Genomic DNA, 25,175 nt, shown 5'->3' with positions numbered 1-25,175 from the left:
GGTCGCCGCCCGGCCGGTCGTCGTCGCGCCGGCGGTCGTCAACGGGCGCGCGCCGTTCGTCGTCGTGCCCGTCGTTCCCGGGGTGACCGCGACGCGACCTTCGGCGTCGCGCCGGGTTTGGATCGCGAGCAGCGCGAGGGAACCGAGGGCGGCCGCCACGGTGGCGGCGGCGAGGGCGAACAGCTTCGGCACGCCGACGTGGCTCCAGTTGTTCCAGCGGCTCAGGCCGGTCGAGAAGGTCTCGTAGAACTCGACGTAGAACGCGTCGAACCCGAACCACAGCCCGTACCCGGCCAGCGCGAGGCAGAGCGCCGCGGCCCCGACGCGCGCCGCGACCATCGGCCCGGGCGCCAGACGTGCGGTGACCCGCTCGAGCAGCACGGCGAGCGCCACGAGGATGCCGAGGATCGCCACGTACAGGTACCGGCCCTGCAGCCCGGCGAGCAGGCCCGTGGAGTAGTACTCGACGATCGCGCCGTAGACCACCACGCCGAGCACGCCGACCCACGCGGCGAGCAGCACGAGCAGGTGCCGCCGGTGCCGGCCCGCGAGGACCACGCCGACGACGACGAGCACGAGCGTGAGGTAGGTGAGCGCGTGCTGGAACCAGCTCGGCATCGGCGACTCGAGCCAGCCGTAGTTGCCCCACGTGCTCGTGACGATCGACCGCTCGGCGCCGACCGCGAAGTCCCACATGTTGAGGCCGAGGTGCGAGGTGTCCTCGAGCGGCTCGCGCCCGGGGTAGCCGTCGGGCTGGAACGTGCCGTGGACGACGAGGTTCTTCAGCCACCACCAGCCGCCGATCGCGAAGGCGACCCCGAGGGACCAGAACCCGCCGAGCGCGCGCCGACCGAGCGGACGGTCGGAGGCGGGCGAGAGGAGGAACGCGAGCGCCACGATGGGGATGAACCCGAGCATGAAGCCCTTGGTCATGAGGCCCGCGCCGAGCACCGCGCCGAGGCCGACGACGTGCCGCCAGTCCCACCGGCTCGTCAGCACGACCGCGCTGAGCGCGAGCACGCCGGCGCCGCACAGGTTGAGCAGGGCGTCGTTCGTCACCGCCGAGCCGACGAACAGCAGCTGCGAGGGGGCGGTGAGGGCGAACGCGCCCACGAGGGAGGCCGAGCGGGAGGCGCCGAGCCGCCGGGCCGCGACGACGACGAGAGGGACGACCCCGGCCACGAGCACGACGTCGAGGAGGCGCAGGGCGAGGAGCTGGGTGTCCCAGCGCCAGTCGTCCGCGCCGAGGACGGTGAGGTACCCGGCGGCGAGCGCGTAGTAGCCCGGCGGGTGCTGCGTCATCTGGTCGACCTGCTCGAACAGGGTGACGCGGTGGTCGACGTCGAGGACGACGGTGCGGTCCGCGACCGCCGGCGGGTCCGGCACCGCCAGGACGAACGGCAGCTGGCCGGAGGTGACGTCGGCGCCCGGGTGCGGGTGGGAGTTCTGGCGGATGAGCTCCAGCCCGGTGTCGACCCAGCCCGCCTCGTCCGCGGCCACGTGCATGCCCTGGAGGAACGTCTGCTCGCCCGGCGCCGGCCAGCCGCCGCCGTCGGCGAGGCGCAGGACCGTGTTGACGTGCTGGGGCTCGTCGGGCGCGCGGAACCCGGGCGTGATCGTCGCCCAGAGCGCGCCGATCCCGGCCACGAGAAGGGTGACGGCGAGGACCGCGACCCGGAAGACGTCCCGACGGCGGCGCGGGGCGGATGTCATAGAACTCCTGAGAGGGACAGCCACATGACGGCGACGCTGACGGCGACGCCGACTTGGAGGAACGTGCCGAGACGGCGGTGGTGCAGGGAGGCGACGAGCGCCGCCACCGTGATCGGCAGCAGGGTGATCGCGTACCGGCCCGAGATCAGTCGGAAGGCGTGGTCGGAGCTGAGGACCTCCTGGCCCTGGACGATGATGCCCGCCCCGATCGTCCCCGCGATCGCCGCCAGGCCGAGGAGGCGCTCCGCGCGGCCGGCGCCGAACGCGACGAGGACCATGAACGGCGCGGCCGCCATGAGGACCCACCAGGCCGCCGTCACCGTGTCGAGCTGCCAGCCGGTGAGCTCGCCGGGGAACTGCGAGGACTTCACGAGCCCGAACGCGTCGAACAGGGTGGGCACGGTCTCGTCCCACGGGCTGCCCTCGACCGGGCGCGTGCTGATCCCGTACAGCGGGTTGTCCCAGCCCTCGGCCCCTCGCCCGGCCTGGAACCGGGACCAGCCGACCATGCAGGCGGCGACGACGGCGACCGGCGCGAGCACGGTGGCCGCCCGGTGCCCGAGCGTGCGCCAGTCGCGCCGCCGCACGTCCGCGACCGCCATGGTGGCGATCAGGCCGACGACGGCGAGGATCGCGACGGCGCTCATCACCTTGGTGCCCGCGGCCAGCAGGGCGACGAGCGTGGGCCACAGCCAGCCGATGCGGCCGTGCAGCGCCCACCGGCCGAGCACCCACAGGGCGCCGGCTCCGACGAGCATGGCCGGGCCGTCGTTCGTCACCTGCCAGCCGGAGACGATGACGGGCTCGAAGGCCAGCAGCAGCGCCGCGCCCGAGGCCGCCGTCGGCCTCGGCAGGCGCCACGTGCGCAGGGCGGCGTACACCGCGACGACGCCGGCCGTGAGCCACAGCGCGTTGGCGAACCGGGCGCCGGTGGAGAACTCCAGGCCGACCGCCTCGGCCACCAGCCCGGTGGCCGCCGGCGTCACGTAGTACGTGGGCGGGTGGAAGGAGTTGTAGTTCTGCCCCAGCGCCGGGTAGGCGGTGGGCTCGACCTCGTCGGCCAGGGCGTCCTCGCACGAGGGCAGGTCGGGCAGGTTGGACTGCCCGCGGCACGACCACTGGTCGAGGACGTAGTCGGAGAGCCGGTCGCCGTCGGCCGGCAGGTTTCCGTGCGCCACCTGGTAGGCGTAGTCGAGGTGCGTCTGCTCGTCGAGCGCGGACAGCGAGGTGCCGAACAGGATCGCCGTCACGCTCATGAGCAGGGCGAGGACGCCGACTCCGCCGGCCCAGGGGAGCTCGGGCCGCAGGCGCGCCCACCGGGTGCCCGGCTGCTCCGACGGCAGGTCGGGGGCCGGTGCTCGAGCACCCCCGTCGTCCACGCCGTCTGCCACCAGTGATCTCCCCTTCACGCCGAGGGGACGTCCCAGGCCTCGCGCGGCCCCTACGGTACCCTGGCCAGGTTCCGGGCCAGCCCGACCGCTGCCTCGCGGGGCAGCCGCGGGTGCGCCGCGACCGACACCCGAGGTACCCCATGAAGCTGTTCGTGCAGATCCCGTGCCTGAACGAGGAGGAGACCCTCCCGCTCGTCCTGGCCACGATCCCGCGGGAGATCCCGGGGATCGACGAGGTCCACATCCTCGTCGTCGACGACGGGTCGACGGACCGCACCGTCGAGGTCGCGAAGAACCTCGGCGTCACCCACTTCGTGCGGCACTCGCGCAACCAGGGGCTCGCCCGCTCGTTCCGCGACGGCGTCGACTACGCCCTGGCCCACGGCGCGGACATCGTCGTCAACACCGACGGCGACAACCAGTACCCCCAGGAGGTCATCGGCGAGCTCGTCCAGCCGATCGTCCACAACGAGGCCGACATCGTCATCGGCGACCGCCAGACGGCGACGATCGCCCACTTCTCGCCGTTCAAGAAGGCGATGCAGAAGGTCGGCTCCGACGTCGTCAACCTCGCCGCCGGCACGAAGCTGCCCGACGCGGCGTCCGGGTTCCGGGCGTACTCCAAGGAGTCGCTCATCCGGCTCAACGTCGTCACCCAGTTCTCCTACTGCATGGAGACGATCATCCAGGCGGGCAACAAGCGCCTGCGGATCGCGTCGGTGCCGATCGCGACGAACCCGAAGACCCGCGAGTCCCGGCTGTTCAAGAACATCTGGCAGCACATGTTCAAGTCCGGTACGGCGATCATCCGCTCGTACCTCATGTTCAAGCCGCACGCGATCCTCGGCACCGTCGGCACGATCCTGCTCGTCGCCGGGCTTGTGCCGTTCGTGCGGTTCCTCGTCCTGTTCCTCATGGGCGAGGCCGGCGGGCACGTCCAGTCCCTCATCTTCGGTACCGCGGCGCTCATCGGCGCCCTGCTGAGCCTCGCGCTGTCCGTCATCGCCGACCTCCTGCGCACCAACCGCGTGCTGATGGAGGAGAACCTCGAGCGGGTGAAGTCCCTTCAGTACTCCGACCACGCGATCTCGGCCCGGCTCGGCGAGACCTCGACGGCCGTGATGGACGGACCGTCCGTGGTCCTCGACGGCCGGCCCGACCCGTCCGTCACGGCCGGGGGTCGCGGCGCGGACGCGCAGCCGGGTCGGGACGCCGCCCGCGTGGGACCGGCACCGGGCGACGCCCCGTCCGCCGGCACCGCGCCGCGGGCCGCGGAGCCGACGACCGGACGCGCGACCGTCCCCGAGGTCCCCCACCTGAGAACCCCGGCCGCCGTGGTGCCCGGCTCCCATGACTACGCCGTCGCCCCGAACGGGGCCGCGTCCGGGGTCGACAGCAACGGGGTGCCGCGGGACATCGGCGGCATCGGGGGCGACGACCACGCCGGGTACGAGCCGGCCGGATACGCGTCGGCCGGGGCCGACGGCTACGGCGCGCCCGAGGCGAACGGCACGAACGGGTACGCGACCGACGGCCACGCCGACGTCGCCGCGCCCGAGGAGCTGCGTCAGGGGCGTCCGGGCCGGTGAGGGTTCTCGGCTTCGGCACCTACGACACGTCCGTCCACCCGCGTTCCGGGGTTCTGCTCGCGGGCCTCGCCGCGCGCGGCGCCACGGTCCGCGAGCTCGACCGCCCGCTCGGCCTGACCACGGCGGACCGGGTCGACATGCTGCGGCGGCCGTGGCTCCTCCCGCGGCTGGCCGCGCGTCTGGCGAGTCGCTGGGCCGGGCTCGTCGACGGCTCGTTCGCGTTCGGCGGCGAGCGGGCGCCCGACGTCGTCGTCGTCGGCTACCTCGGACACTTCGACGTCCTCCTCGCCCGGGCCCTGTTCCCGCGCGCGACGATCGTCCTCGACCACCTCATCTTCGCCGCGAGCACCGCGCGGGACCGGGGCGTCGACGACCGGGTCCGCGGAGCCGCGCTCTCGGCGCTCGACCGGATGGCGACCGGCGCGGCGGACGTCGTCGTCGTCGACACCGAGGAGCACGCCGAGCTCGCGGCGCCGGCCGTGCGGGAGCGGACCGTCGTCGTCCCCGTCGGTGCGACCGAGGTCTGGCGGCTGGCGGGGGAGCGGCGCGCCACGAGCACCTCGGCCACGCCCCGCATGGTCTTCTACGGGCTGTTCACCCCGCTGCAGGGCACCGTGACGATCGCCCGGGCGCTCGCCGAGCTCCACCGGCGCGGGGTCCCGCTGCGCGTCACGCTCGTCGGCACGGGGCAGGACCACGCCGAGGCGCGGGCTGTCCTGGGCGGCGTGCCCGGGATCGAGTGGGTCGACTGGGTCGCTCCCGACGAGCTGCCGGACCTCGTGGCCGCCCACGACATCGGTCTCGGCATCTTCGGCGACACCGACAAGGGCCTCAAGGTCGTGCCGAACAAGGTCTACCAGTCGCTCGCCGCGGGCTGCGCCGTCGTCACCTCCGACACCCCACCGCAGCGCCGGTTCCTCCGCGACGCCGCGCTGCTGGTCCCTCCGGGCGACCCGGCCGCGCTCGCCGACGCGCTCGAGCGCCTCCTCGCGGACCCCGAGCGGGTCGCCGACCTCCGCGCCCGCGCGCGCGAACGGGCCCGCGACCTCACGCCGTCCGCCGTCGTCGAGCCCCTGTGGCGCGAGCTGACCTCGTGAAGAAGATCCTCGGAGCCCTGCGGTCGCCGTGGGTGCGCGGCCTGTTCCTCGTCGCGGCGATCGGCGCGGCAGTCCTGGCGGTGGCCAACCAGTGGGACATCGTCGTCGACTCGCTCAGCCAGATGCCGTGGTGGATCGTCGTCGTCGGCCTGCTCGTCTCGGTCCTCTACGTCGTCGCGACGATGCTCTCGTGGCGCGAGGTGCTCATCGACCTCGGGTCCCGGCTCGGGCTCGCCCCGGCGGCGCGGCTGTTCTTCGTGTCCCAGGTGGGCAAGTACCTGCCGGGAGGCGTGTGGAACATCGTGGCGGCCGCCGAGATGGGCAAGGACATCGACATCCCGCGGCGCCGGTCGGTCTCCGGCATGGTCGTCTCGCTGCTCGTCTCCATCGTCACCGGCCTCGCGCTCGCCGCCGGTGCGGTGGCGTTCGACCCGGCCGTGCGCTCCGAGGTCGGGTGGGTCGTCTGGTTCCTGCCGGTGTTCGTCGTCGTGCTCCTGCCGCCCGTGCTCAACCGCATCCTCGGCGTGGCGCTGAAGCTCATCCGGCGCCCACCGCTCGAGCACCCGCTCTCCGCGCGGGGCGTGCTGAGGGCATCCTCGTGGGCGATCGTCGGCTGGCTGCTGGCCGGCCTGCAGGTGTGGCTCATCGCCACCGCCGTCGGTCTGGACCCCACGCTCGGGACGTTCGCGCGTGCGGTCAGCGGCTACGCGCTGGCGTGGGTGGTCGGGTTCCTCGTCGTCATCGTGCCCGCCGGCGTGGGTGTGCGCGAGAGCATCCTCGGCATCATGCTCGCCGGTCTGCTCAGCGGGGGCGGCGTGCTCGTCACCATCCTCATGTCGCGGGTGCTGCTCACCGTGGTCGACCTCGCGCTGGGCCTGGGCACCGGCGTGCTCGTCCGGCGGCACGCGCCGCAGGGTGCCGCCGAGGTGGCGGTCGACGAGGCCGGGCCGGTGCCTGTGGACGAGGCGGGCCCGGTGCCCGCGGACGGGACTGGGTCCGTGCCTGCGGACGGGGACGGGCAGCCCGAGCGCTGAGATCTCGGCGGTGAGCTCGTGGGCCTGCTACCAGGCCTCGACGCGGTGCACGCCCAGGGTGTCCTCGCCGTCGCCGTCCCAGTCGCCCACGACGACCGAGTCGCTCGCGCGTCCGAAGGCGAGCTCGATGTCCGCGTCGCCCGAGGTCAGCTCGTTGCGCACGAGGTAGGTGTTGCCGCGCCGCACGGCGAAGGTGTCGACGCCGTCGCCGTCCCAGTCGCCCACGAGGACCGTGTCCCCGGCCCGGCCGTAGTCGAGCTCGGCATCGGCCCAGCCGGAGACGAGTGAGTTCGACACGAAGAACCGGTTCCCGCGGCGTACCGCGAGCGTGTCGACGCCGTCGCCGTCCCAGTCCCCGACGAACACCTCGTCGGCCGCCCGGCCGTAGTCGAGCACCGTGTCGGCGACCCCCGACGTCAGGGCGTCGCGCAGGAGGTAGGTGTTCCCGCGGCGGACCGCGAAGCTGTCGCCCGCGTCGCCGTCCCAGTCGCCGGTCAGCAGCACGTCGCCGGCGCGGCCGTAGTCGAGGGTGGTCGTCGTCGCGCCGCTGTGGTCGCGGGCGAGCGTGAGGCGGTTGCCGTCGCGCACGCCGACCGTGTCCGTGCCGTCGCCGTCCCAGTCGCCGGCCAGGGGCGAGGAGGTGGCGGCGCCGAGGCGCACCTCGTGGTTCGCCCACGCGGTCCAGGCGTCGTTGAGGAAGAACACCGAGGGGTACTCCTCGGGCACCGGCCGCCACCAGCTCGAGCGCATGCCGAGGCGACGGGTGAACTCGGTGGTGACGTCGACCGGGCCGGTCGTGCAGTCGAGCCGCAGGCCGGTGATGCGCCCGCCGAGGTCGCCCCGGCCGTCGCGCGCGGTGACGACGAGGCTTCGCACGGTCCCGCCGGCGGCGCACCGGGCGTCGACGTCGGTGGCACGCAGGGTGGTCGACCAGCTCGTCACCGGGTCGCCGGGGGCGGTCCCGGACCACGGGTCCGCGCGGGCCATGAGGTAGGGGCGCGAGCCGGCCACCGAGTAGCCGCCGTTGGACGACGAGAACTGCGTGAACGCCGGGCCCCACGCGCCCCCGGCGGTCGTCCGCCCCTCGAGGATGCGTCCGTTGGTCGAGGCGATCGCGATGTCCGTGCGGGCGTGCTCGTGGCCGGTGAGGGCGCCGCTCGCACTCACAGATCCGCGGCCCGCGTAGACCTGGCAGCTCGTCGTGTCGCACAGGTCGTAGATGCCGCCGGTGCGCATCTCGTGCCGGGCGTAGGTGCGGGCGGCCACGGACTGCGCCTCGAGGGCCGAGTAGTGCCAGGACGCCGGCGCCTCGCGCGGGACGACCGAGCGCAGGTAGTCCTCCATCCGCACGTGGTTGACGACCTCGAGCGTGCCGGAGGTGGGCTGGACGGCGGCCTCGCCGCGGTACCAGGTGCCGCCGCCGGTGGGGGAGGCCCCGACGACGACGCCGTCGTTCGTGGCGAGCGTGACCGGGGCCGTGGTCGTCGTCGACCAGCCGACGGACCCGCCCGGCGTGGTGCGGTGCTCGAGCCGGAACCCGGTCGACGTGCGCGTGACCGTCAGGCGGCCGCCCGCGGGGGCGCCGAGGTTCGTCCCGCCCGCGGTGGCGCGCAGCGTCTGGCCCGACGGCGCCCACGCGGTGACCGACGTCCGACCCGCGAGGGCGAGGAGGCGGATGCGGACGACCGGGTTGCCGATGTCCGCCTGCCGGGTGCCCGGGTAGTAGAAGGAGAGGATGTCGGTGCTGCTCACGCCCTGCAGCGCCGCGCCCTGGGCGCCCCACTGGGACATGCCGATGCCGTGGCCCCAGCCGTGGCCCTCGATCTCCCACGTGCCGTCGGCGGGGCGCGGGTACACCTCGGTGGCGGTGGTCCCGTCATCGGTGGTGGCCTCGGAGGAGGCGTCCGTCGACCCCTCGGGCAGGGCGCCCGCATCGGGTGCGCCGATGCCGTCCGGGGAGCCGATCCCGTCGGGTGTCGTGGTGCCGTCCGGCGACGACGAGACACCGTCCGACGACGACGCCGCGGCACCGGGCGATCCGTCGTCGTCGGGGGAGTCGGTCCCGACTGGCCCGAGCGGGGAGGCGACGGCGGCCGACGGGGCGACCAGTGCGGCGCCGGCGGTGGCGAGCGCGAGCCACAGGGTGGCGAGGCGCGGACGGGGGAAGGACATCTGGGCTCCTCAGCGAGCGGGACCGGTGCGGCCGAGCACTCCGTCGACCACACCCCGCATCATCCTCCGTGCGCGGTCGATCCGGCCAGGAACAAGAAGTGAATTGAAGGCGACGTACTTGCCCAGCCACACGGCGTAGCCGACCGCCCACGCCGGCGGCAGCAGCCCCGAGCGCAGGAGCAGCACGGTGTTGCGCGCGAGAAAGTACGTGCGGAACGCCGAGTGGACGTGCACCTCCTGGGCGCGCCCGGGCAGCTTGACGAGGCTGTCGCCGAGGGCATGGTCGAGCCGCGCGGTCGTCACGGCGAGCAGGCGGTACCCGGCCCGCCGCGCGCGCAGCCCCCACTCGAGGTCGACGTGGTCGATGAACCAGTCCGCGTTCATCGGCCCCACGCGCTCGAGCACCGCGGCCGGTACGAGGCAGCCCGAGGCGATGAGGAAGGCGGCGTCGATCAGTCCGTCGTCGTCGACCTCGTCCGGCCGTGCGCGCCGCGGGCCCCAGCGCCGCGACACGTAGACGAGCTCCTCGGTCTCCGAGCGCACGTCACCCGCGACGGGCCCGACGGCGCCGACCGGTCCTCGTCCCTGCCCCTCGCCGCGGTCCAGACCGGCGAGCAGCTCGGCCACCATGTCCGGGGCGGGCAGCGAGTCCTGGTCGCTCAGCAGCACGTGGGTGGCCCCGTCCGCCACCGCCCGCTCGATCCCGACGTTCTGCGCGTTCGCGATGCCCGTGTTCTCGCCGAGCGCGACGAGCTCGGCGCCGTGGCGCTCGCAGGCCGCCTCGAGCCCCGAACCGCCCGGCCCGTTGTCGACGACGACGACGCGCGCGCACTGGGCGCCCAGCGCCGTGAGGAGCGGGTCGAGCCGCTCGAGGTCGGGGGAGTACGTGACGACGACGGCGCACACCGCGGTGTCGACCGCCGTCGGGCCGTGCCCTCCCGCCCCGTGCGCCGGTGCGGCGCTCTCCCGAGCCGGGCCCTCGCTCACCTCAGGCTCGCGTAGAAGTCGGCGGCCTCCTGCGCCGTGGGGAGCAGACCCTGGTCGGCGACCTCGGCCAGGCTCGGCGCCGCGGAGTCCTTGTCCGAGAGCAGCAGCTCCATCGGGTTGCCGGCGCGGTCGACGCTCGGCCACTCGATGCCGATGGCCGGGTCGAGCGGGTGGATGCCGTGCTCGCGGCCCGGCGCGTACTGGGTCGAGCACATGTAGACCGCGGTCGAGCCGTCCTCGAGCGAGCAGAAGGCGTGGCCGATGCCCTCGCCGACGTAGATCGCGCGGCGGTCGACGTCGTCGAGGAGGACCGAGTCCCACTGACCGTAGGTGGGCGAGCCGACCCGGACGTCGACGACGACGTCGAGCAGCGCGCCGCGCGGGCACCACACGTACTTGGCCTGCGAGGGCGGCAGCTGCGCGAAGTGGATGCCGCGCAGGACGCCCGCGGCCGAGACCGAGCTGTTGGTCTGGGCCAGGGAGAGCGTGTGCCCGACGACCTTCTCGAACTCGCTCGACTTGTAGGCCTCGAAGAACACGCCCCGCGGGTCGGTGAACTGCTTCGGGGTGATCTCGTAGGCGCCGCCGACCTTCAGCTCGCGGATCTCCATGGCGTGGTCCTTCCGTCGCGCGGGTGTGGTCGTCAGCGGCGCGGGTGTGCGCGGTACGTGGCCGCGCGGGACCGGGCCGCGTGCCGGGCCAGCCTAGCCGCGCGGGGCGCCACTACTGTGGTCGTGGTCGTCGCGCGGAGGGGCCGGGCGGGCCGAGGGAGGCACGACGTGCGCTGGATGGTCACCGGGGCGGCCGGGATGCTCGGCCAGGATCTTGACGCCGCGCTCCGTGAGGCGGGCGAGGACGTGACGGCGCTCGGCAGGGACGACCTCGACATCACGGACCCCGCGCTCGTCGCGCGGACCGTGCGGGACGTCGACGTGGTCGTCAACTGCGCAGCCTGGACCGCCGTCGACGACGCCGAGGACGCCGAGCCCGCGGCCTTCCGCCTCAACGCCGTCGGCCCGCAGCTCCTCGCCCGCGCCGCCGCGGCCGCCGGTGCGCGCACCGTCCACGTCTCCACCGACTACGTGTTCGACGGCGTCGCGAGCGAGCCGTACCCGGCCGCCGCGCCGATCGCCCCGGCCTCCGCGTACGGCCGGACGAAGGCCGCCGGTGAGTGGGCCGTGCGCGCCGAGGACCCGCGCGCGCTCATCGTGCGGACCGCGTGGCTCTACGGCGCCGGGGGGAAGTGCTTCCCCCGGACGATGGCGCGCCTGGCCGGCGAGCGCGACTCGCTGTCCGTCGTCACCGACCAGGTGGGCCAGCCGACCTGGACCCGCGACGTCGCTGACCTGATCGTGCGCCTCGTCGCCGCCGACGCCGCCCCGGGGACCTACCACGCGACGAGCTCGGGGCAGGTGAGCTGGCACGGCTTCACGCGCCTCATCGTCGAGACGCTCGGCAAGGATCCGGCCATGGTGGGGGAGACGACGGCGGACGCGTTCCCCGCGAAGGCCCCCCGCCCCGCGTACTCGGTGCTCGGGCACGACTCGCTGCGGGCGGCCGGGGTCGAGCCGATCGGTGCGTGGGACGAGCGCTGGCGGGCCGCGGCGCCCGAGGTCCTCGGGGCCTGAGCCGTCGCGCCCCGGGCCTGAGCAGTGACCGTGCGCACCGCTGCCGACCCGGCCGTGATCGGCCTGGTCGAGGCGTGCCTGACGTGGGCGTTCCGGTCGGCCGGCGTCACGGTGGCCGTGGTTCCCGGCGAGCCCGCGCCCGGTGATCACCCGACGGTTCGGGTGGCGGTCTCGGGACCGCGCCTCACCGAGCCGTTCAGCTATGACCGGGAGCTGGTCGGCATGAGTCACGGGACGGCGAGCTGCGCGGCGGCGACGATCTTCGAGGACGTGCAGAACTACCTCGACGAGGGCGAGCTCTACGGCCTCCCGGTGCCGCCGTGCGGCGCGCACCCGCGGCACCCGGCGAACCTCGACCCCCACGGCACGACGGTGCGGCTGCGGTGCAGCGCCGACGCCGCGGACTGGTTCGAGGACTTCCCGGGACTGCTCGACGTGTCGGTGGTCGCGGGGGCCTGAGCCGAGGCGGGAGCGGCGGGAGCTGGTCGGCGCCGCGGTCAGCGCGTCGCGACGACGAGGTGCAGCTCGCCCGGGTCCGCGCGGCGGGGCGTCACGCGCAGCGCACTCAGCGGCGCGCACACGGCGATCCCGATGCCGAGCAGCTCGAGCAGCTCCTCGGAGTGGATGAGCTCGGAGAGGAACCGGTTGTGGACGTCCGGGGCGTACGTGCGCAGCTCGCCGGTGAGCATCTCGACACCGACCGCCCCGGCGAAGAACACGAGGATCCCCGCGATCATCAGCCACCGCGCGCTCCGTGGCAGCCGGATGGCGCACACGACGACGCCGACCACCACCGCGATCGCCAGCGGGATGCCGATCATCAGCCAGGCGTAGGTGATCGAGGCCTCGATGCCGAGCCGGTCGACGACCAGCGGCAGCCGCTCGTGCAGGCTCGACGCCTCGTCGACGGCGAAGGCGGCGAGCCCCAGCCCGAGGAGCACCCACGGCCAGGCGGCGCCGGACCGTTGGCGCCGGACGAGCCACGCGCACAGGCCGCACAGCACGGCCCCGGCGGTCATGAGCATCGTCGACCAGGTGGTGGCCACCGAGTTCTCGAGCGCGACGTCGAAGATGTGGTGCCACTCGCCGCCGCCGTAGAACAGCCCGCCCCCGGTCCAGCGGGTGGGGATGTAGCTGGCGACGGTGACGAGCAGGGAGACCACCGACAGCGCGACGGCCACGCGGCGCCACGGGACGACGGCGAGGCCGGAGGGCGCCGGGTGCGCAGCCGTGGCGCCGGCGGTCGGGGTGCCGGGTCCGGGCTCATCGGGGGTCGGCGACGATGCGGCACGCGTGTCGTCGTCGTGCTCGGTTCCGGGGTTCGTCGTGGACGGGACGCCCGAGCCCGCGCCACTCCCGGGCGCGCCGACCGCAGGGGAGGCCGCGCCCCCGAGGTGTCCTGCGGGTGACGTCATGATGAACGTCATCCCAGCACGGCGTCATGAGAAAGTGATGACAACCGGGCGAGAGAGTCGTCAGGCGTGTCGCCCGGCGGCTCGTCGCCAGGCGGTCGGCTCGTCGCCCGCCGGCGGGGCAGATGGTCGGCGTGTCAGCCGCTCAGCGACCGCGGGCGAGGATCCCGAGCAGGTACTCCCCGTACCCGGACTTGCGCAGCGGCTCGGCGCGCTCGCGCAGCTCGTCGTCGGTGAGGAAGCCCATGCGCCAGGCGACCTCCTCCGGGCAGCCGACCTTGAGCCCCTGCCGGGCCTCGACGGTGCGGACGAACGCGGTCGCGTCGGCGAGCGAGTCGAAGGTGCCGGTGTCGAGCCAGGCGGTGCCGCGGGGGAGGACCTCGACGGACAGGCGACCGGCCTCGAGGTAGGCGCGGTTGACGTCGGTGATCTCGTACTCGCCGCGGGCGGAGGGCTCGAGGTTCTTCGCGATCTCGAGCACGTCGTTGTCGTAGAAGTACAGGCCGGGCACGGCGAACGAGCTGCGCGGCTGCGCGGGCTTCTCCTCGATGGAGATCGCGCGGTGGTCGGCGTCGAACTCGACCACGCCGTAGGCGGTCGGGTCGGCCACGTGGTACGCGAACACGGCCCCGCCGTCGACCTCGGTGTTGCGGCGCAGCCGCGTGCCCATGCCGGGGCCGTAGAAGATGTTGTCCCCGAGCACGAGCGCCGCGTGGTCCGTGCCGACGTGGTCGGCGCCGAGGACGAACGCCTGCGCGAGACCGTTCGGCTCCGACTGGACCACGTAGTCGAGGCTGATGCCGAACTGCGAGCCGTCGCCGAGGAGGCGCTGGAACTGGGCCTGGTCGTGGGGCGTCGTGATGACGAGGATGTCCTGGATGCCCGCCAGCATGAGCGTGGTGAGCGGGTAGTAGATCATCGGCTTGTCGTAGACCGGCACCATCTGCTTGCTCACGCCGATGGTGATGGGGTGCAACCGGGTGCCGGCGCCGCCGGCCAGGATGATTCCGCGCATCGCCCTAGTCTGCCGCCTGCAGCGTCGCGCGCTCCACCTCGGCGAGTCGCGCCGCCTCCTCGGGCGAGGTCCCCGGGGCGAGGAGCACGGCCGAGCCGCCCGCGAGCCAGGTGCCGAGCACCCACGCGACCCCGTGGGCCGTCGAGGTCGGCACGAGCGCCACGCGCGCACCACGGTCGAGACCCCGCCCGACGGCGGCACCCGCCTCAGCGGTCGGGTCCCCCTCGGCGGGGGTCGGCGGGAGGATGAGCTCGTCGGGCTGGGCGAGCGTCTCGGCGGAGGCGTCGAGAGCCCCGGCCGGGAGGTCGCCGGCCCAGCGCATCGACATCGAGGGCTCGGCCAGCGCGAGCACGGTGCCGGCGACCGCGCCCGCGGCGGCGGGCTCGTGCGTGACGGTGGCCAGCGGGGCCGTCGCAGGGGCCGTGGCGGACGGCCCGGCACCCGTGGAGCCCGCGGCACCCGTTGAGCCCGCCGGTCCCGCACCGTGGTCGGCGGCCGGGGCGCCGGACAGGTGGGGCGTGACTCCGACGACCAGGGCCCCGAGCGTCCACAGCGGCGCCCGCCAGGACGGGGGGAGGTCGACGGCCAGCAGGTCGCCGGGCTCGGCGTCCAGCTCGTCGCGCAGGAGACCGCCGATCTTGCTCGCCCACTGGCGGGCGACGCGGCCCGAGACCTCGAGCCGCCCGTCGGGCGCGTAGGCGGTGACGGCGGGCGCGGCTCCGAGGGTCGCGAGATGGTCCATGATCAGCAGGGCATCGTGCACCGGACCAGGCTACGTCCCAGGGCGACACGCCGGGCGACGCGCCGTGATGCTGGTCCCTCCCCTTGACGGGGTGCGGATGACACGGGTGTAATTCACGCCAACGGCGGCGACTGGAGCAGTGACTGACATGTGGAACATCCTGGGTGACGGACCCTTGACCACGTCCTGGGAGGACACCGACCTCTCGGGGCTCGAGCACCTCGACAACGGTGACGAGGGACCCCTGTCCTGGCAGGACCGCGCCCTGTGCGCGCAGACGGACCCCGAGGCGTTCTTCCCCGAGAAGGGTGGCTCGACCCGGGAGGCCAAGCGGGTGTGCTCGTCGTGCGACGTGCGCTCGGAGTGCCTGGAGTACGCGCTGGAGAACGACGAGCGGTTCGGCATCTGGGGCGGCCTCTCGGAGCGCGAGCGCCGCCGCGTCAAGCGTCTCGCCGTCTAGCAGGTGGTCGACCGCACCACCGCTGCACCCGCGCGGGCGACGACGCTCGCCGTGGTCGTCACCTGCGGGGTGACGCCGTACCTCGAACGCACCCTCGCCGCCGTCGCCGCGCAGTCCCATCACCCCGAGGTCGTCGTCGTCGTCGACGTCGCCGCCCCGGGCCGTGACATCGGCACCGGCGAGCCGATCGTCGAGGTCGTCCACCGGTCCGGGCTCGAGGACGTCTCGCGCGTCCGCCTCGTCACCGCGCAGGGCGCGAGCACGTTCGGCGGCGCCGTCTCCGCGGGCCTGGACGCCTACGCGAAGCTGGTCGAGCGGGCCGCACGCCGTTCCGGCCGGACGGACGCGGGAACCGGCGGTGCGACGACCGCGGGCTCGAGCTTCCGCGCGGCCACGGGCGAGATGTCGCCCGTCACCACCGGTGAGATGCGCGCGGTGACCGACGGTGTGCTCGATGCCGGGGCCGCGTCGCACCCCGACTGGCTCTGGCTGCTGCACGACGACTCCGCGCCGGCACCCCGGGCGCTCGACCGTCAGCTCCGTGCCGCGGAGGCCGGCCGGTCGCTCGCCGTGGTCGGCGCCAAGCAGGTCGACTGGGACGACCCCGGCCGGCTGCTCGAGGTGGGCGTGCGGGCCACGCGCCGGGCGCGCCGCGTGGCGGACGTCGAACCGAAGGAGATCGACCAGGGCCAGCACGACCACCGCCAGGACGTGCTCGCGGTCGGCACCGCCGGCATGCTCGTCGGCGCGCAGGTGTGGGAGCGGCTCGGCGGCACGGACGAGGTGCTCGGCCCGTTCGGGGACGGCCTCGAACTCTCCCGGCGCGTGCGTGCCGCGGGGTACCGGGTCGTCGTCGAGCCCACCGCCCACGTGCTCCACCGGCGGGCCTCCTACCTGGGGCTGCGCGACTCGGGGCACGGCGGCGTCCGGGTCGTCGACCACGCCGACGATGACGACGACGCCGCCCGCGGCGCCCTCGCCGTGGACGGGGACGTGCGGGACGGCGGCCCGGCCGACGCCCACCCCGGCTTCGACGGGGCGAGCGACCCCGGGACCGGCGGCGCCCACCGCGGCAGCCCCGCCCGTTCCTTCTCCGCGCGGCGCACCGCCCAGCTCTACAACGCCCTGCTCGCCGCGCGCGGCACCTGGCCGCTGCTCGCGCTCGGCTACGTCCTGCTCGGGCCGCTGCGCGCCCTGTGGCGGATGCTCGGCAAAGACACGCCGCTCGCCGTCGCCGAGCTCTCCGCCGTCGGCCGGCTCGTCGCCCGCCTGCCGAAGGTCCCCGCCGCGCGCCGGCGGATCGCATCCGCCGGCCGCGGCTCCCGGGCCGCGCTGCGCGAGCTCGAGGCGACGCCGGGCGAGGTCCGCGCCGCGCGCGCCGCCATCCGCCGGCAGACCGCCACGGCGCGCCGGCTCGCCGAGGCGCCCTCGGAGCTCGAGCTCGCCGAGCGGGCCGAGCTCGGCCGACGCCGCCGGGTGACGCTCGGCCTGGTCGTCGTCGTCGCCCTCACGCTCGCGCTGCCGTTCGTGCTCCCGCTCGTCGGCGGCGGCCAGCCCGTAGGCGGCGCGCTCGCCCACCTCGGCCGGTCGGCCGAGGACCTGTGGATCACGGCACGCTCGACCTGGATGGACTCCGGGGTCGGCGCCCCCGGCCCGGCGGACCCGATGCTCACCCTGTTCGCCGCGGCCGCCTGGGTGCTCGGCCTCGTCGGCCTCTCCCCGGGCTGGGTGGCCACGCTCGCGGTCCTGCTCGCCGTGCCGGCCGCGGCCCTCACGGCGTGGGCCGCCACGGGCGCCGCCACGCGCTCCCTCCTCCTGCGCGCCGCCGCCGCGCTCGCCTGGGCGGTCGCCCCCACGCTGTGGCTGGCCCTCGGCGAGGGGCGGCTCGGGGCCGTCCTCGCGCACGTCGCGCTCCCGCTCGTCGGCCTCGGGATCGCCTGGGTGGCCGGCGTGCGGCGCCGGGACGTCATCCGCTCCGGGATGGTCGACGCGCGTCGGGTCGACGTCGACGGCGAGCCGCTCGAGGACGACGGTCCCGGGAACGACGGTGCCGCGGCGAACGACCCCGGGAACGGTGCGGTCGTCCGGCCGCGCCGCACGACGCGGGCGGGCGCGATCACGGGTGCCGCCGGCGCCGGGCTCGCCCTGGCGCTCGCGAGCGCCGGCGCGCCGATCCTCCTGCCCGCCGCGCTCGTCGGGCTGCTCGTGCTCGCGCCGCTCGTCCCGCGGCGCCGCGGCCTCCTGCTCCTCGTCCCGGTGCCCGCGCTGGCGCTGCTCGCGCCGACGATCGTCACGGCGCTCGAGCGCGGCCCCCTCGCGATCGCCGTCGCGGACCCGGGCCACGGGCTCGCGTCGGCCCCCGGGCCCGCGTGGCTCGCCCTGCTCGGGCTCCCGCAGGACCTGCCCTCGGGTGCACCCGCCGACCCGACCCAGGTGCTCGACCTGCCCTGGCGCGACCTGCTCCTCCTCGTGCCGGGCGTCCTGCTGCTCGTCCTCGCTCTCCTCGCGCTCCTCCGGCTCGGCCGGGCGCGTGCGGTCCGCGCCGGCTGGGTCGTCACGGCGCTCGGGGTCGCCACTGCGGTCGCCGCCACCCGCGTGCCGGGCGGCACGGGGATCGACGGCGCCGAGATCGCCGGGTGGGCCGGCCCGGGGGCCACCCTCGCCCTGCTGGGCCTCCTGCTCGCGGTCGTCGCCGCGGCCGACGGCATCCCCGAGGCCCTCGGCGGTCAGGAGCTCGGGCTGCGTCAGGGCCTTGCCGCCGTCGGCGCGATCGTGCTCGTGCTCGTGCCGCTCGCCTCCGCGGGCACGTGGGTCGCGTCCGCGGGCACGTGGAACCACCTCGCCCCCCGGGCGGGCGGCGCGGTGCCGGCGCTGTCGGTCGAGCAGCAGGCGTCCGGCCTGCGCTCACGGGTCCTCCACCTCCAGGCCGGCGCGGACGAGGTCGCCGCCGAGCTGTGGCGCGGTGACGGCCGGCGCGAGGCCGACGCCGCCGTGACGATCAGGCTCGGCACGGCCGACGAGCGCGCGTCCGACGACCTTGCACACGTCGTGGCCCTGCTGGCGGACGGCGGGCAGCCGGGCGCCGTCGAGGAGCTCTCGCACCACGCCGTCGGCGTCGTCGTCGTCGACCCGGAGCCGATGCCCGGGGCGACCGACGCCGACCGTGAGGCGCTCGTCGCCCGGCTCGCCACCGTCCCCGGGCTCGAGGGCGTGACCGACGACGGGTCCGGCACCGTGCTGCGGCTCTCGCGCGACCCGGAGGTCGAGGGCAGCGCCAGCTCGATCGCGCGCGTGCGGCTCGTCGACGCCGCCGACCTGCCGGACGGCGGCCGGGCGGAGGGCGACGGCGCGGACGGCGACGACGCTGGTGGTGATGCTGCGGACGACGCGGTGGTCGTGACCGACGTCGACGCCGAGGCGGTCGAGGTGGACACCGTGGTCGAGTCGACGGACGCGGACCGCGTGCTGCTGCTGGCCGAGACGCCCCACCGGGGCTGGGAGGCCACGCTCGACGGCGCGCCGCTCGAGGTGGTCGAGGTCGAGGGCCGGCAGGCGTTCGCCGTGCCGGCGGGCGAGGGTGGCGAGCTGTCGGTGGTCCACCGCGAGCCGTGGTCGGTGTGGATGGGCGCCGCGCAGGCGGTGGTGCTGGGCGTCGTCGTGCTCCTCGCCCTGCCGCTGCGCGTGCGCCGGGAGGAGGAGTGGTGACCGGTAGGACAGCAGCACGCGCGGCCGGGGCGGCCGTCGGGGCCGTGGCGGTGCTCGCCCTGACCGGGGGAGCCCTGTGGGCCGGGCAGGCACTCCCGGCGCCCGAGCTCCGCCCGGCCGAGGCCTCCGGGATCGCGCTGCCCGCCACGGGGTCGACCCACGTGTGTGCGCCCGTCCCCGTCCCCACCACCGAGGACACGGGCCCGGCGGACCCGGACCAGGACGAGGGCGACCGCACCGTCCGCTCGACCACCCAGCTGCACACGTGGGCCGTCGGAGACGCCCCGGTCGCCGAGGCGGAGTGGGCGGAGGGCTCCGGTGCCGGCGAGAGCGTCGGGCTCGACACCGTGGCCGCGGGGGAGTCCGCGATCCGGAGCCTGGCGACGGCGACCGCCGACCCCGGCGTCCTCACGGTCGCGCCGGTCGACGAGGCGGGGGCGACCGCGCCGGGCAGCGGCGGCGGTGCCGTCGTCGTGCGGACCGACGCCGGCGACCTGCGCGGCATCGCCGCCGCGACCTGCCAGGCGCCGGCGGCGTCGGCGTGGCTCGTCGGCGGGTCCACCGAGCTCGGGTCGACCGCGCTGCTCAGCCTCACCAACGCCGGGCCCGTGCCCGTGACGGCCGACGTCACGGTGCACACCGCGGTCGGGATCGTCGACGCCCCCGCGCTCAGCGACGTGGTCGTCCCGCCCCGCTCCACCGTCCAGCTGCCCGTCGAGGCCTCGGTCGAGAGCCCGGCGATCGCCCTGCGGGTCGACGGCAGGGGCGGACGGCTCGCCGCGTCGCTCGAGGACCTGCGCACGCAGGGGCTCGCGTCCGCCGGGCTCGACGTCGTCACCGCCGGCACCGGACCCGCCGGCGAGGTGCACGTCCCCGTCGTCGAGGTGGCGCCCGGGGGCACCGCGGCCGTCCGCCTCGTCAACCCGGCCGACGAGGTCGTCACGGCGTCGCTCGACCTGACGACGGAGGACGGCTGGACGCCCCTGGGCGGGGCGCAGGACGTCGTCCTCGACCCGGGCGTCGTGCTCGACGTCCCGCTGACCGGCGTGGCCGAGGGCGTGCACGGCGTGCGCGTGCGGACCGACGGCGCGGTGGCGGCCTCCGCCGTCACGACCCAGGAGGGCGCGAGCCCCGAGGGGAGCGGCGACCTCGCCGTCGACCTCGCGTGGACGGCGGCCGCCGAGCCCGCGTCGTCCGCCGTCCACGTCCTGCCCGGCGGGGCGCTCGGGGTGCGCTCGCGGATCGCGGTGACCAACCCCGGCGAGGCGCCGACGGTCGTCACGGTGAGCGATCTCGCCCGACCCGGCGCGGCCGAGGAGATCGAGGTGACGCCGGGGAGCACGGTGCTCGCCGATGCTCCCGAAGGAGCGACCGTCGTTCGGGTGGCCACCGAGCAGGCGGACGGGGCGCGCGACGACGCGGGCTCCGACGCCGGCGGGGAGGACGGCGCCCCGGACGCGGCGGACGGCCCGGGCGTGCTGTCGGCCGTGCTCCTCGACACCGAGGTGCCGACCGGCCGCCTCGTCGGGGTGCTCGGTGCCGTGCCCGACGCGCGCGAGTCCGGCGAGATCGACGTCCTCGTCCGGTGATCACGGCCGGGCCCTGCAAGGTCCGGCACGTTCGCGACCGGTGACGGCGCTCGCCCGGCACGGGGGGAGTCCGCCGGCAGGCGTCGCTCAGGCGCCCGGGTGGTCCGGGTCGATCTCGCCGGGCGTGCGGCCGAGCATCGCCGCCACCTGCTCGACGAGCGCCGCGGTGACGAGCTCGCCGAGGTCGTGGGCGTCGACGGCGCGGGACTCCACCGGGCGCCGGTAGACGACGATGCGCCGGGGCAGCCCGGCGGCCCGGTCGCCGGCGTAGTACCGGCCCAGGGCGATCGCCCGGTGCTCCCACGGGGCGGGGTCCGACGGCGGGACGTCCTCGACCGCGATCTCCACGCCGGAGAGCTCCGCGGCCCAGCCCTTCTCCAGGCGCTCGACGGCGTCGAGCAGGAGGTCGTCGAACCGGTCCGCCCGGGTCCGCCAGCCGGGCAGCTGCCACGGGAGGAGCGGGCCACGTGGTCCGCGACCGTGGCGCTCGCGGCGGCGGCCGTCGCGTCGCGCGGGGAGCGCGGGCAGGTGCGGCCCCACCGCGGGGCCCGTGGACTCGGACACCTGGCGATCCTAGGACGAGCGGCCGTGCCGTCGTCGTCCGGCTGCCGCGTCGCCGCCGGGACCTGCCACCCCGCACCCCGGCAGTGGCGCACGAGACGCGTGACGGAGCCGCGCCCGGGCCGGTGGACCAGGTAGCGTCAGCAGGTGTGAGAGCCGTCCGCCAGTGCACCAAGCCGTCGTGCACCCGTTCGGCCGCCGCCACCCTGACCTACGTGTACGCCGACTCCACCGCCGTGCTCGGTCCGTTGTCGGCGACCCCGGAGCCTCACGCCTACGACCTGTGCGACGTCCACGCCTCGCGGTTGTCCGTCCCGCGCGGCTGGGACGTCGTCCGGCTGAGCACCTCCTTCGAGGCGGCACCGCCGTCGTCGGACGACATCGAGGCGCTCGCCGACGCGGTCCGGGCCGCGGCCGCGCGCGGTCCGCGCGAGCACCGGCCGGCGGAGCGCGCCGTCGCGATGCACCGCGGGACACCCGCCCCCCTGACCGGTGAGCCGCCGGCGCGGGAGCACGAGATCACCCGGCGCGGGCACCTGCGCCTCCTGCGTGGCGGCGACGACGCGACGACCGACGAGAGCGAGCAGCGATGACCCACGACGAGTCCGTCGGACGGGACGGCCAGGAACAGGCGCTCCGCGGGAAGGCTGCCCAGGAGCCGACCGACCGACCGGTCGCCCAGGCGGTGCGGGCCGACGGCGTGACCGTCGGCGGCGGCGAGCTCGAGCCGTGGGTGCGGGCGCTGCTGCGCTGCCCGGTCACCGGGGACGAGCTGACGGACGCCGTGGCACCGGACGGCACCGCGGAGCTTCGCTCGGCCGCGGCCGGCCTGGCCTACCCGGTGCGTGACGGCGTGCCGATCCTCCTCGAGGACGAGGCCCGGTCGCTCTGACCGCTGCCCGGCTCTGACCGCTGCCGGGCGCTGCCCGCTCTCGGGCCGTGTCCCGCCTCGCTCGGCCCGCACGACTGACCCCCGCGCGACGACGACTGACGCCGCGCGCCTCCCGACCTGGTCGGCCGGTCAGTCCGTGGGCGACTCGGAGCCCGGGGCGGACGGCACCGCGGACGAGCTCTCCTCGGACCCGGCGGCCTCGGCGGCGATCGACGCCACGCGCTCGGACGTGCCGAACACGTGGATGTCCCACGTCAGCGCCCCGGAGAACGACACGAGCTCGATGCTGCGCACGACCTCCCCCTCGAGCAGGCCGCTCGCGAGGGCCTGGTCGAGCGCGGTGTCGGCGCTGATGACGTCCTCCTCGGCGAGTGCCCGCAGCACGGTGTCGGCGGGGCTCACCTCGGCCCCGACCACCCCGTACGCGGAGTCGAGCGAGACCTCGACCCGGTCCGGGCCGGCCACGAGGACCACGACGTAGCCGGTGTCCGGCGGCGGGACCTCGCCCGAGTTGTCGTCGCGGTGCACCACCGAGACGAGCGCGGCCCCCGGGTAGGCGGACAGGGCGGCCCCCGCGGCCGCGCGGATGTCCTGGCCGCCGGGGCGCTGCTCGACCGGCTCGTCCTCCTCGCCCGAGGTCGGTGCCTCGGTGGGGGCGGCGGTCGGCGCCTCGCTCGGAGCCTCGGTCGGGTCCTCCGGGCGCGTGTCCGGCGTGGCGGTCGGGGTCTCCGTGGACTCCTCGTCGTCCGTGGTGGGCGCCTCGCCGGAGGACGGCGTCTCCGTGCCGTCGGGCGAGTCCGCGGGGTCCGTCCCGTCCTCGGTCGGCGACTCCGACGGGTCGGCGTCCGGGTCCGTGCCGGGAGGGGTGCTCGGGAGCGAGGGCGCCGAGGGGGCCGGGTCGTCCGCGTAGGGGGACCGGGAGCTGACGGACGGGCCGTCCGAGCAGGCGCCGAGGGTCAGGGCGAGCGCAAGCATGCCCGCAGGCACGACGAGGACCCGCGACATGGACCGCATGGCGACCACCTTGACGGACCGGACCGGATCCGTCGAGCGATAAGGGCGGGGAGTTCGCCCCATGTGACCAGGCTCGCAGAGGTGGGAGGTGAGCCCTCGCGTGCGACCGGCCGAGCCACCGTGCCCCTACACTCGTGCCGCCCGGGACCGCGGGCGACAGCCACCAGCCCACGAAGGACGACCATGGCCGCCGGCTCCGGAATGAAGTCCGTCATCACCGCTCTGTTCGCGAACCTCGGCATCGCCGTGCTGAAGTTCCTCGGCTGGCTGCTCACCGGCTCGAGCTCGATGCTCGCCGAGGGTGTCCACTCCGTCGCGGACTCCTCCAACCAGGCGCTGCTCCTCATCGGCGGGCGCCGGGCGACGAAGAAGGCCTCCGAGGTCCACCAGTTCGGCTACGGACGGGTGCGCTACGTCGCCGCGTTCGTCGTCTCGATCGTCCTGTTCTCGCTCGGCGGCCTGTTCGCGATGTACGAGGCGTGGCACAAGTTCAGCGACCCGCACCCGATCACCGACTGGAAGTGGGTGCCCGTCGCGGTCCTGCTCCTCGCGCTCGTGCTCGAGGGTTTCGCCCTGCGGACGGCCCTCAAGGAGGGGGCCGCGGTCAAGGGCGACCGCTCGTGGTTCCGGTACCTCAAGGAGTCCCGCTCGCCGGAGATCCCGACGATCATCCTCGAGGACACCGGGGCGCTCCTCGGCCTCGTGTTCGGTCTGTTCGGGGTCGGCATGACCCTCGCGACCGACGACGGCCGGTGGGACGCCATCGGCTCGGGCGCGATCGGCGTGCTCCTCGTCGTCATCGCGATCTTCCTCGCCCGCGAGATGATCTCCATGCTCGTCGGCGAGTCCGCGCTGCCCGAGCACCACGACGCCATCGAGCGGTCGCTGGTCGACGGCGAGGACATCGAGCGCATCATCCACATGCGCACCCTCCACCTCGGGCCCGACGAGGTGCTCGTGGCCGCCAAGGTCGCCGTCCCCGCGGTCGAGACCGCCGCCGACGTCGCACGCGCGATCGATGCCGCCGAGGTGCGGGCGCGGGACTCCGTGCCGCTGCGCCTCCAGATCTACATCGAGCCCGCGCCGTTCGATGAGGGGGCGATCCCCGCCGGGCGGGAGACCTGGGAGGTCGATCCCGCGCCGGACCCGGAGGGGGTCCAGGACTCCACCGGCGGGCACTGACGAACCGGCGGCGTCCGCTCACGTTCACCGGGCGGGACTGACGAACGGCCCGACGACGAAGGGCGCGACGACGAACGGGCCGGCGGTGACCGGTCAGGCGTAGTCGGTCACCTCGTGGGGGAGACGGAGCATGAGCGCCGCCGAGCGGTCCTCGAGCTCCTGCGCCGCCGCGAGCCTCTTCCGCTCGGCGTCCCGCCGCACGACGAGGACGGCCGCGAGGAACCGCTCCGGGTGCGTCCCGGGCGGTGCCGGGCGGGAGACGAATGGCTCGACCTGGGCGGCCAGCGAGCGGGCGACCCGGATACGCGTCTGAGGCGTCATCAGGGCCGTGCGGCCGAGCAGGTCGCGGGCCGCGGCCGCGAGGGTCGCCGGCATCGCGCGCACGGTGAGACCGTTCGCCCAGGTGCCGAGCTCGGGCGGCATGACGAGGGGGAGCCGGAGCGCCTCCGAGGCGCGCACGGACACGATGATCGTCCCCGCGAGCCGGTCGCCGAGCCGCTGCCCGCGCGCCGAGGCGAGGGAGGCGATGATCGCCCCGCCGCCGACGGTGAGCCACAGCTCGCCGACCCCCACGAGCGCGCGCACGGCGGAGTGCCGCAGCCGGACGGGTCCGCCGTCGTCGCGCACCACCCGTGTCCCGGTGGCGATCCGCCCGAGCGAGCGGCCGCGGCTGATCGCCTCGACCGTCATCGGCGCGACGACCCACCACAGGGCCATGAAGGAGATGACGAGGGTCTGCAGCTGAGCCTCGTTGATGCCGTCGTCGAGCAGCCCGACGACGATGAGCAGGGAGGCCAGCAGCCCGACGAGGTAGGCGAAGCCGTCGAGCAGGCCGGACAGCACGCGCGTGGCGAACCCGGTGGGCGCGAGGTCGAGCGCGACCGCCTCCGACGTGACGACGACGTCCCCGGCGAGCCCCGCCGACGTCAGCGCCCCGGCCTGGTCGCGCGGTCGTCCGCGACGGGCGGGGGGAGCGGGGGAGGCGGCCACGT

General features: G+C 75.3%; 20 protein-coding genes and 2 pseudogenes. 11 read left to right on the top strand and 11 right to left on the bottom strand.

Features of this window, described 5'->3' with window-relative positions:
* Positions 1 to 471: 471 nt before the first annotated feature.
* Both AC24FB_RS04080 and AC24FB_RS04075 read right to left on the bottom strand, forming a co-directional pair.
* A pseudogene (locus AC24FB_RS04080) lies at positions 472 to 1,713 on the bottom strand (ArnT family glycosyltransferase); the annotation flags it as partial.
* Positions 1,710 to 3,104 (bottom strand): hypothetical protein, encoded by a 1,395-nt coding sequence (locus tag AC24FB_RS04075; protein WP_425714599.1) that lies wholly within the window; start codon positions 3,102 to 3,104, stop codon positions 1,710 to 1,712. The pseudogene AC24FB_RS04080 and the gene AC24FB_RS04075, both read right to left, overlap by 4 nt.
* 140 nt (positions 3,105 to 3,244) lie before the next feature.
* On the opposite strand from AC24FB_RS04075, the pseudogene AC24FB_RS04070 reads away from it, so the two are divergent.
* The 3 genes and pseudogenes from AC24FB_RS04070 to AC24FB_RS04060 all read left to right on the top strand — a co-directional run.
* Positions 3,245 to 4,177, top strand: a pseudogene (locus AC24FB_RS04070) (glycosyltransferase family 2 protein); the annotation flags it as partial.
* Positions 4,178 to 4,689: 512 nt separating this feature from the next.
* On the top strand, positions 4,690 to 5,790 hold the full coding sequence (locus AC24FB_RS04065; RefSeq protein ID WP_425714597.1) for a glycosyltransferase family 4 protein: 1,101 nt from the start codon (positions 4,690 to 4,692) through the stop codon (positions 5,788 to 5,790).
* On the top strand, positions 5,769 to 6,824 hold the full coding sequence (locus tag AC24FB_RS04060) for a lysylphosphatidylglycerol synthase domain-containing protein (protein ID WP_487561031.1): 1,056 nt from the start codon (positions 5,769 to 5,771) through the stop codon (positions 6,822 to 6,824). Before AC24FB_RS04065 ends, AC24FB_RS04060 begins: the two co-directional genes overlap by 22 nt.
* Positions 6,825 to 6,851: 27 nt before the next feature.
* Here AC24FB_RS04060 and AC24FB_RS04055 read toward each other — a convergent pair whose 3' ends face one another.
* Genes AC24FB_RS04055 through AC24FB_RS04045 form a run of 3 tightly spaced genes read right to left on the bottom strand, consistent with a single transcriptional unit; the run spans position 6,852 to position 10,594 of the window.
* A complete protein-coding gene (locus AC24FB_RS04055; protein WP_425714595.1) occupies positions 6,852 to 8,996 on the bottom strand; it encodes a SpoIID/LytB domain-containing protein in 2,145 nt (714 codons plus the stop codon).
* A 9-nt stretch (positions 8,997 to 9,005) separates the two neighbouring features.
* Positions 9,006 to 9,983 (bottom strand): glycosyltransferase family 2 protein, encoded by a 978-nt coding sequence (locus tag AC24FB_RS04050; protein ID WP_425714594.1) that lies wholly within the window; start codon positions 9,981 to 9,983, stop codon positions 9,006 to 9,008.
* Complete coding sequence (locus AC24FB_RS04045; RefSeq protein ID WP_425714593.1) at positions 9,980 to 10,594, bottom strand: dTDP-4-dehydrorhamnose 3,5-epimerase family protein; 615 nt, start codon at positions 10,592 to 10,594, stop codon at positions 9,980 to 9,982. The genes AC24FB_RS04050 and AC24FB_RS04045 overlap by 4 nt, the downstream gene beginning before the upstream one ends.
* 168 nt (positions 10,595 to 10,762) lie before the next feature.
* Here AC24FB_RS04045 and rfbD point away from each other — a divergent pair, with 168 nt between their 5' ends.
* Together rfbD and AC24FB_RS04035 are read left to right on the top strand one after the other, a co-directional pair.
* Complete coding sequence (rfbD, locus tag AC24FB_RS04040) at positions 10,763 to 11,611, top strand: dTDP-4-dehydrorhamnose reductase (RefSeq protein ID WP_425714592.1); 849 nt, start codon at positions 10,763 to 10,765, stop codon at positions 11,609 to 11,611.
* 30 nt (positions 11,612 to 11,641) lie between these two features.
* Positions 11,642 to 12,070 carry a hypothetical protein gene (locus AC24FB_RS04035; RefSeq protein WP_425714591.1) on the top strand — a complete coding sequence of 143 codons (429 nt, stop codon included), beginning with the start codon at positions 11,642 to 11,644 and terminating at the stop codon, positions 12,068 to 12,070.
* A 38-nt stretch (positions 12,071 to 12,108) separates the two neighbouring features.
* Here the strand turns inward: AC24FB_RS04035 and AC24FB_RS04030 are convergent, their stop codons facing one another.
* The 3 genes from AC24FB_RS04030 to AC24FB_RS04020 all read right to left on the bottom strand — a co-directional run bounded on the left by AC24FB_RS04030 (position 12,109) and on the right by AC24FB_RS04020 (position 14,801).
* Positions 12,109 to 13,026, bottom strand: coding sequence for a hypothetical protein (locus AC24FB_RS04030; protein WP_425714590.1), 918 nt, complete (start codon positions 13,024 to 13,026; stop codon positions 12,109 to 12,111).
* A gap of 142 nt (positions 13,027 to 13,168) precedes the next feature.
* The gene (gene rfbA, locus AC24FB_RS04025) at positions 13,169 to 14,038 is read right to left on the bottom strand and encodes a glucose-1-phosphate thymidylyltransferase RfbA (RefSeq protein ID WP_425714589.1); all 870 of its coding nucleotides are present in this window, start codon (positions 14,036 to 14,038) and stop codon (positions 13,169 to 13,171) included.
* A gap of 4 nt (positions 14,039 to 14,042) precedes the next feature.
* Positions 14,043 to 14,801, bottom strand: a complete 759-nt coding sequence (locus AC24FB_RS04020) for a TIGR03089 family protein (RefSeq protein WP_425714588.1) — start codon at positions 14,799 to 14,801, stop codon at positions 14,043 to 14,045.
* Positions 14,802 to 14,928: 127 nt separating this feature from the next.
* Here AC24FB_RS04020 and AC24FB_RS04015 point away from each other — a divergent pair, with 127 nt between their 5' ends.
* Genes AC24FB_RS04015 through AC24FB_RS04005 form a run of 3 tightly spaced genes read left to right on the top strand, consistent with a single transcriptional unit; the run spans position 14,929 to position 20,534 of the window.
* Entirely contained in the window at positions 14,929 to 15,240 is a 312-nt protein-coding gene (locus AC24FB_RS04015) for a WhiB family transcriptional regulator (protein WP_425714587.1), read from the top strand.
* A 3-nt stretch (positions 15,241 to 15,243) separates the two neighbouring features.
* Positions 15,244 to 18,945: a glycosyltransferase gene (locus AC24FB_RS04010; RefSeq protein WP_425714586.1), complete on the top strand. Its 3,702-nt coding sequence runs from the start codon at positions 15,244 to 15,246 to the stop codon at positions 18,943 to 18,945.
* On the top strand, positions 18,942 to 20,534 hold the full coding sequence (locus AC24FB_RS04005; protein WP_425714585.1) for a DUF5719 family protein: 1,593 nt from the start codon (positions 18,942 to 18,944) through the stop codon (positions 20,532 to 20,534). The genes AC24FB_RS04010 and AC24FB_RS04005 overlap by 4 nt, the downstream gene beginning before the upstream one ends.
* A gap of 87 nt (positions 20,535 to 20,621) precedes the next feature.
* On the opposite strand, the gene AC24FB_RS04000 is transcribed toward AC24FB_RS04005, so the two are convergent.
* On the bottom strand, positions 20,622 to 21,098 hold the full coding sequence (locus AC24FB_RS04000; RefSeq protein ID WP_425714584.1) for a metallopeptidase family protein: 477 nt from the start codon (positions 21,096 to 21,098) through the stop codon (positions 20,622 to 20,624).
* Between the two features lie 146 nt (positions 21,099 to 21,244).
* Here AC24FB_RS04000 and AC24FB_RS03995 point away from each other — a divergent pair, with 146 nt between their 5' ends.
* Together AC24FB_RS03995 and AC24FB_RS03990 are read left to right on the top strand one after the other, a co-directional pair.
* Positions 21,245 to 21,688 carry a DUF3499 domain-containing protein gene (locus AC24FB_RS03995; protein ID WP_425714583.1) on the top strand — a complete coding sequence of 148 codons (444 nt, stop codon included), beginning with the start codon at positions 21,245 to 21,247 and terminating at the stop codon, positions 21,686 to 21,688.
* On the top strand, positions 21,685 to 21,987 hold the full coding sequence (locus tag AC24FB_RS03990) for a Trm112 family protein (RefSeq protein WP_425714582.1): 303 nt from the start codon (positions 21,685 to 21,687) through the stop codon (positions 21,985 to 21,987). The genes AC24FB_RS03995 and AC24FB_RS03990 overlap by 4 nt, the downstream gene beginning before the upstream one ends.
* A 129-nt stretch (positions 21,988 to 22,116) precedes the next feature.
* Here AC24FB_RS03990 and AC24FB_RS03985 read toward each other — a convergent pair whose 3' ends face one another.
* Complete coding sequence (locus AC24FB_RS03985) at positions 22,117 to 23,001, bottom strand: hypothetical protein (protein ID WP_425714581.1); 885 nt, start codon at positions 22,999 to 23,001, stop codon at positions 22,117 to 22,119.
* Positions 23,002 to 23,184: 183 nt separating this feature from the next.
* Between AC24FB_RS03985 and AC24FB_RS03980 the strand changes: the two genes are divergently transcribed.
* Complete coding sequence (locus AC24FB_RS03980) at positions 23,185 to 24,183, top strand: cation diffusion facilitator family transporter (RefSeq protein WP_425714580.1); 999 nt, start codon at positions 23,185 to 23,187, stop codon at positions 24,181 to 24,183.
* Positions 24,184 to 24,276: 93 nt separating this feature from the next.
* Here the strand turns inward: AC24FB_RS03980 and AC24FB_RS03975 are convergent, their stop codons facing one another.
* Entirely contained in the window at positions 24,277 to 25,173 is an 897-nt protein-coding gene (locus AC24FB_RS03975) for an RDD family protein (RefSeq protein ID WP_425714579.1), read from the bottom strand.
* Positions 25,174 to 25,175: the final 2 nt, after the last annotated feature.

The organism is Georgenia sp. Z1344, assembly GCF_057652375.1.
Note: the sequence above shows the minus strand (reverse complement) of the source record. Positions and strands in the feature narration are given on the sequence as shown.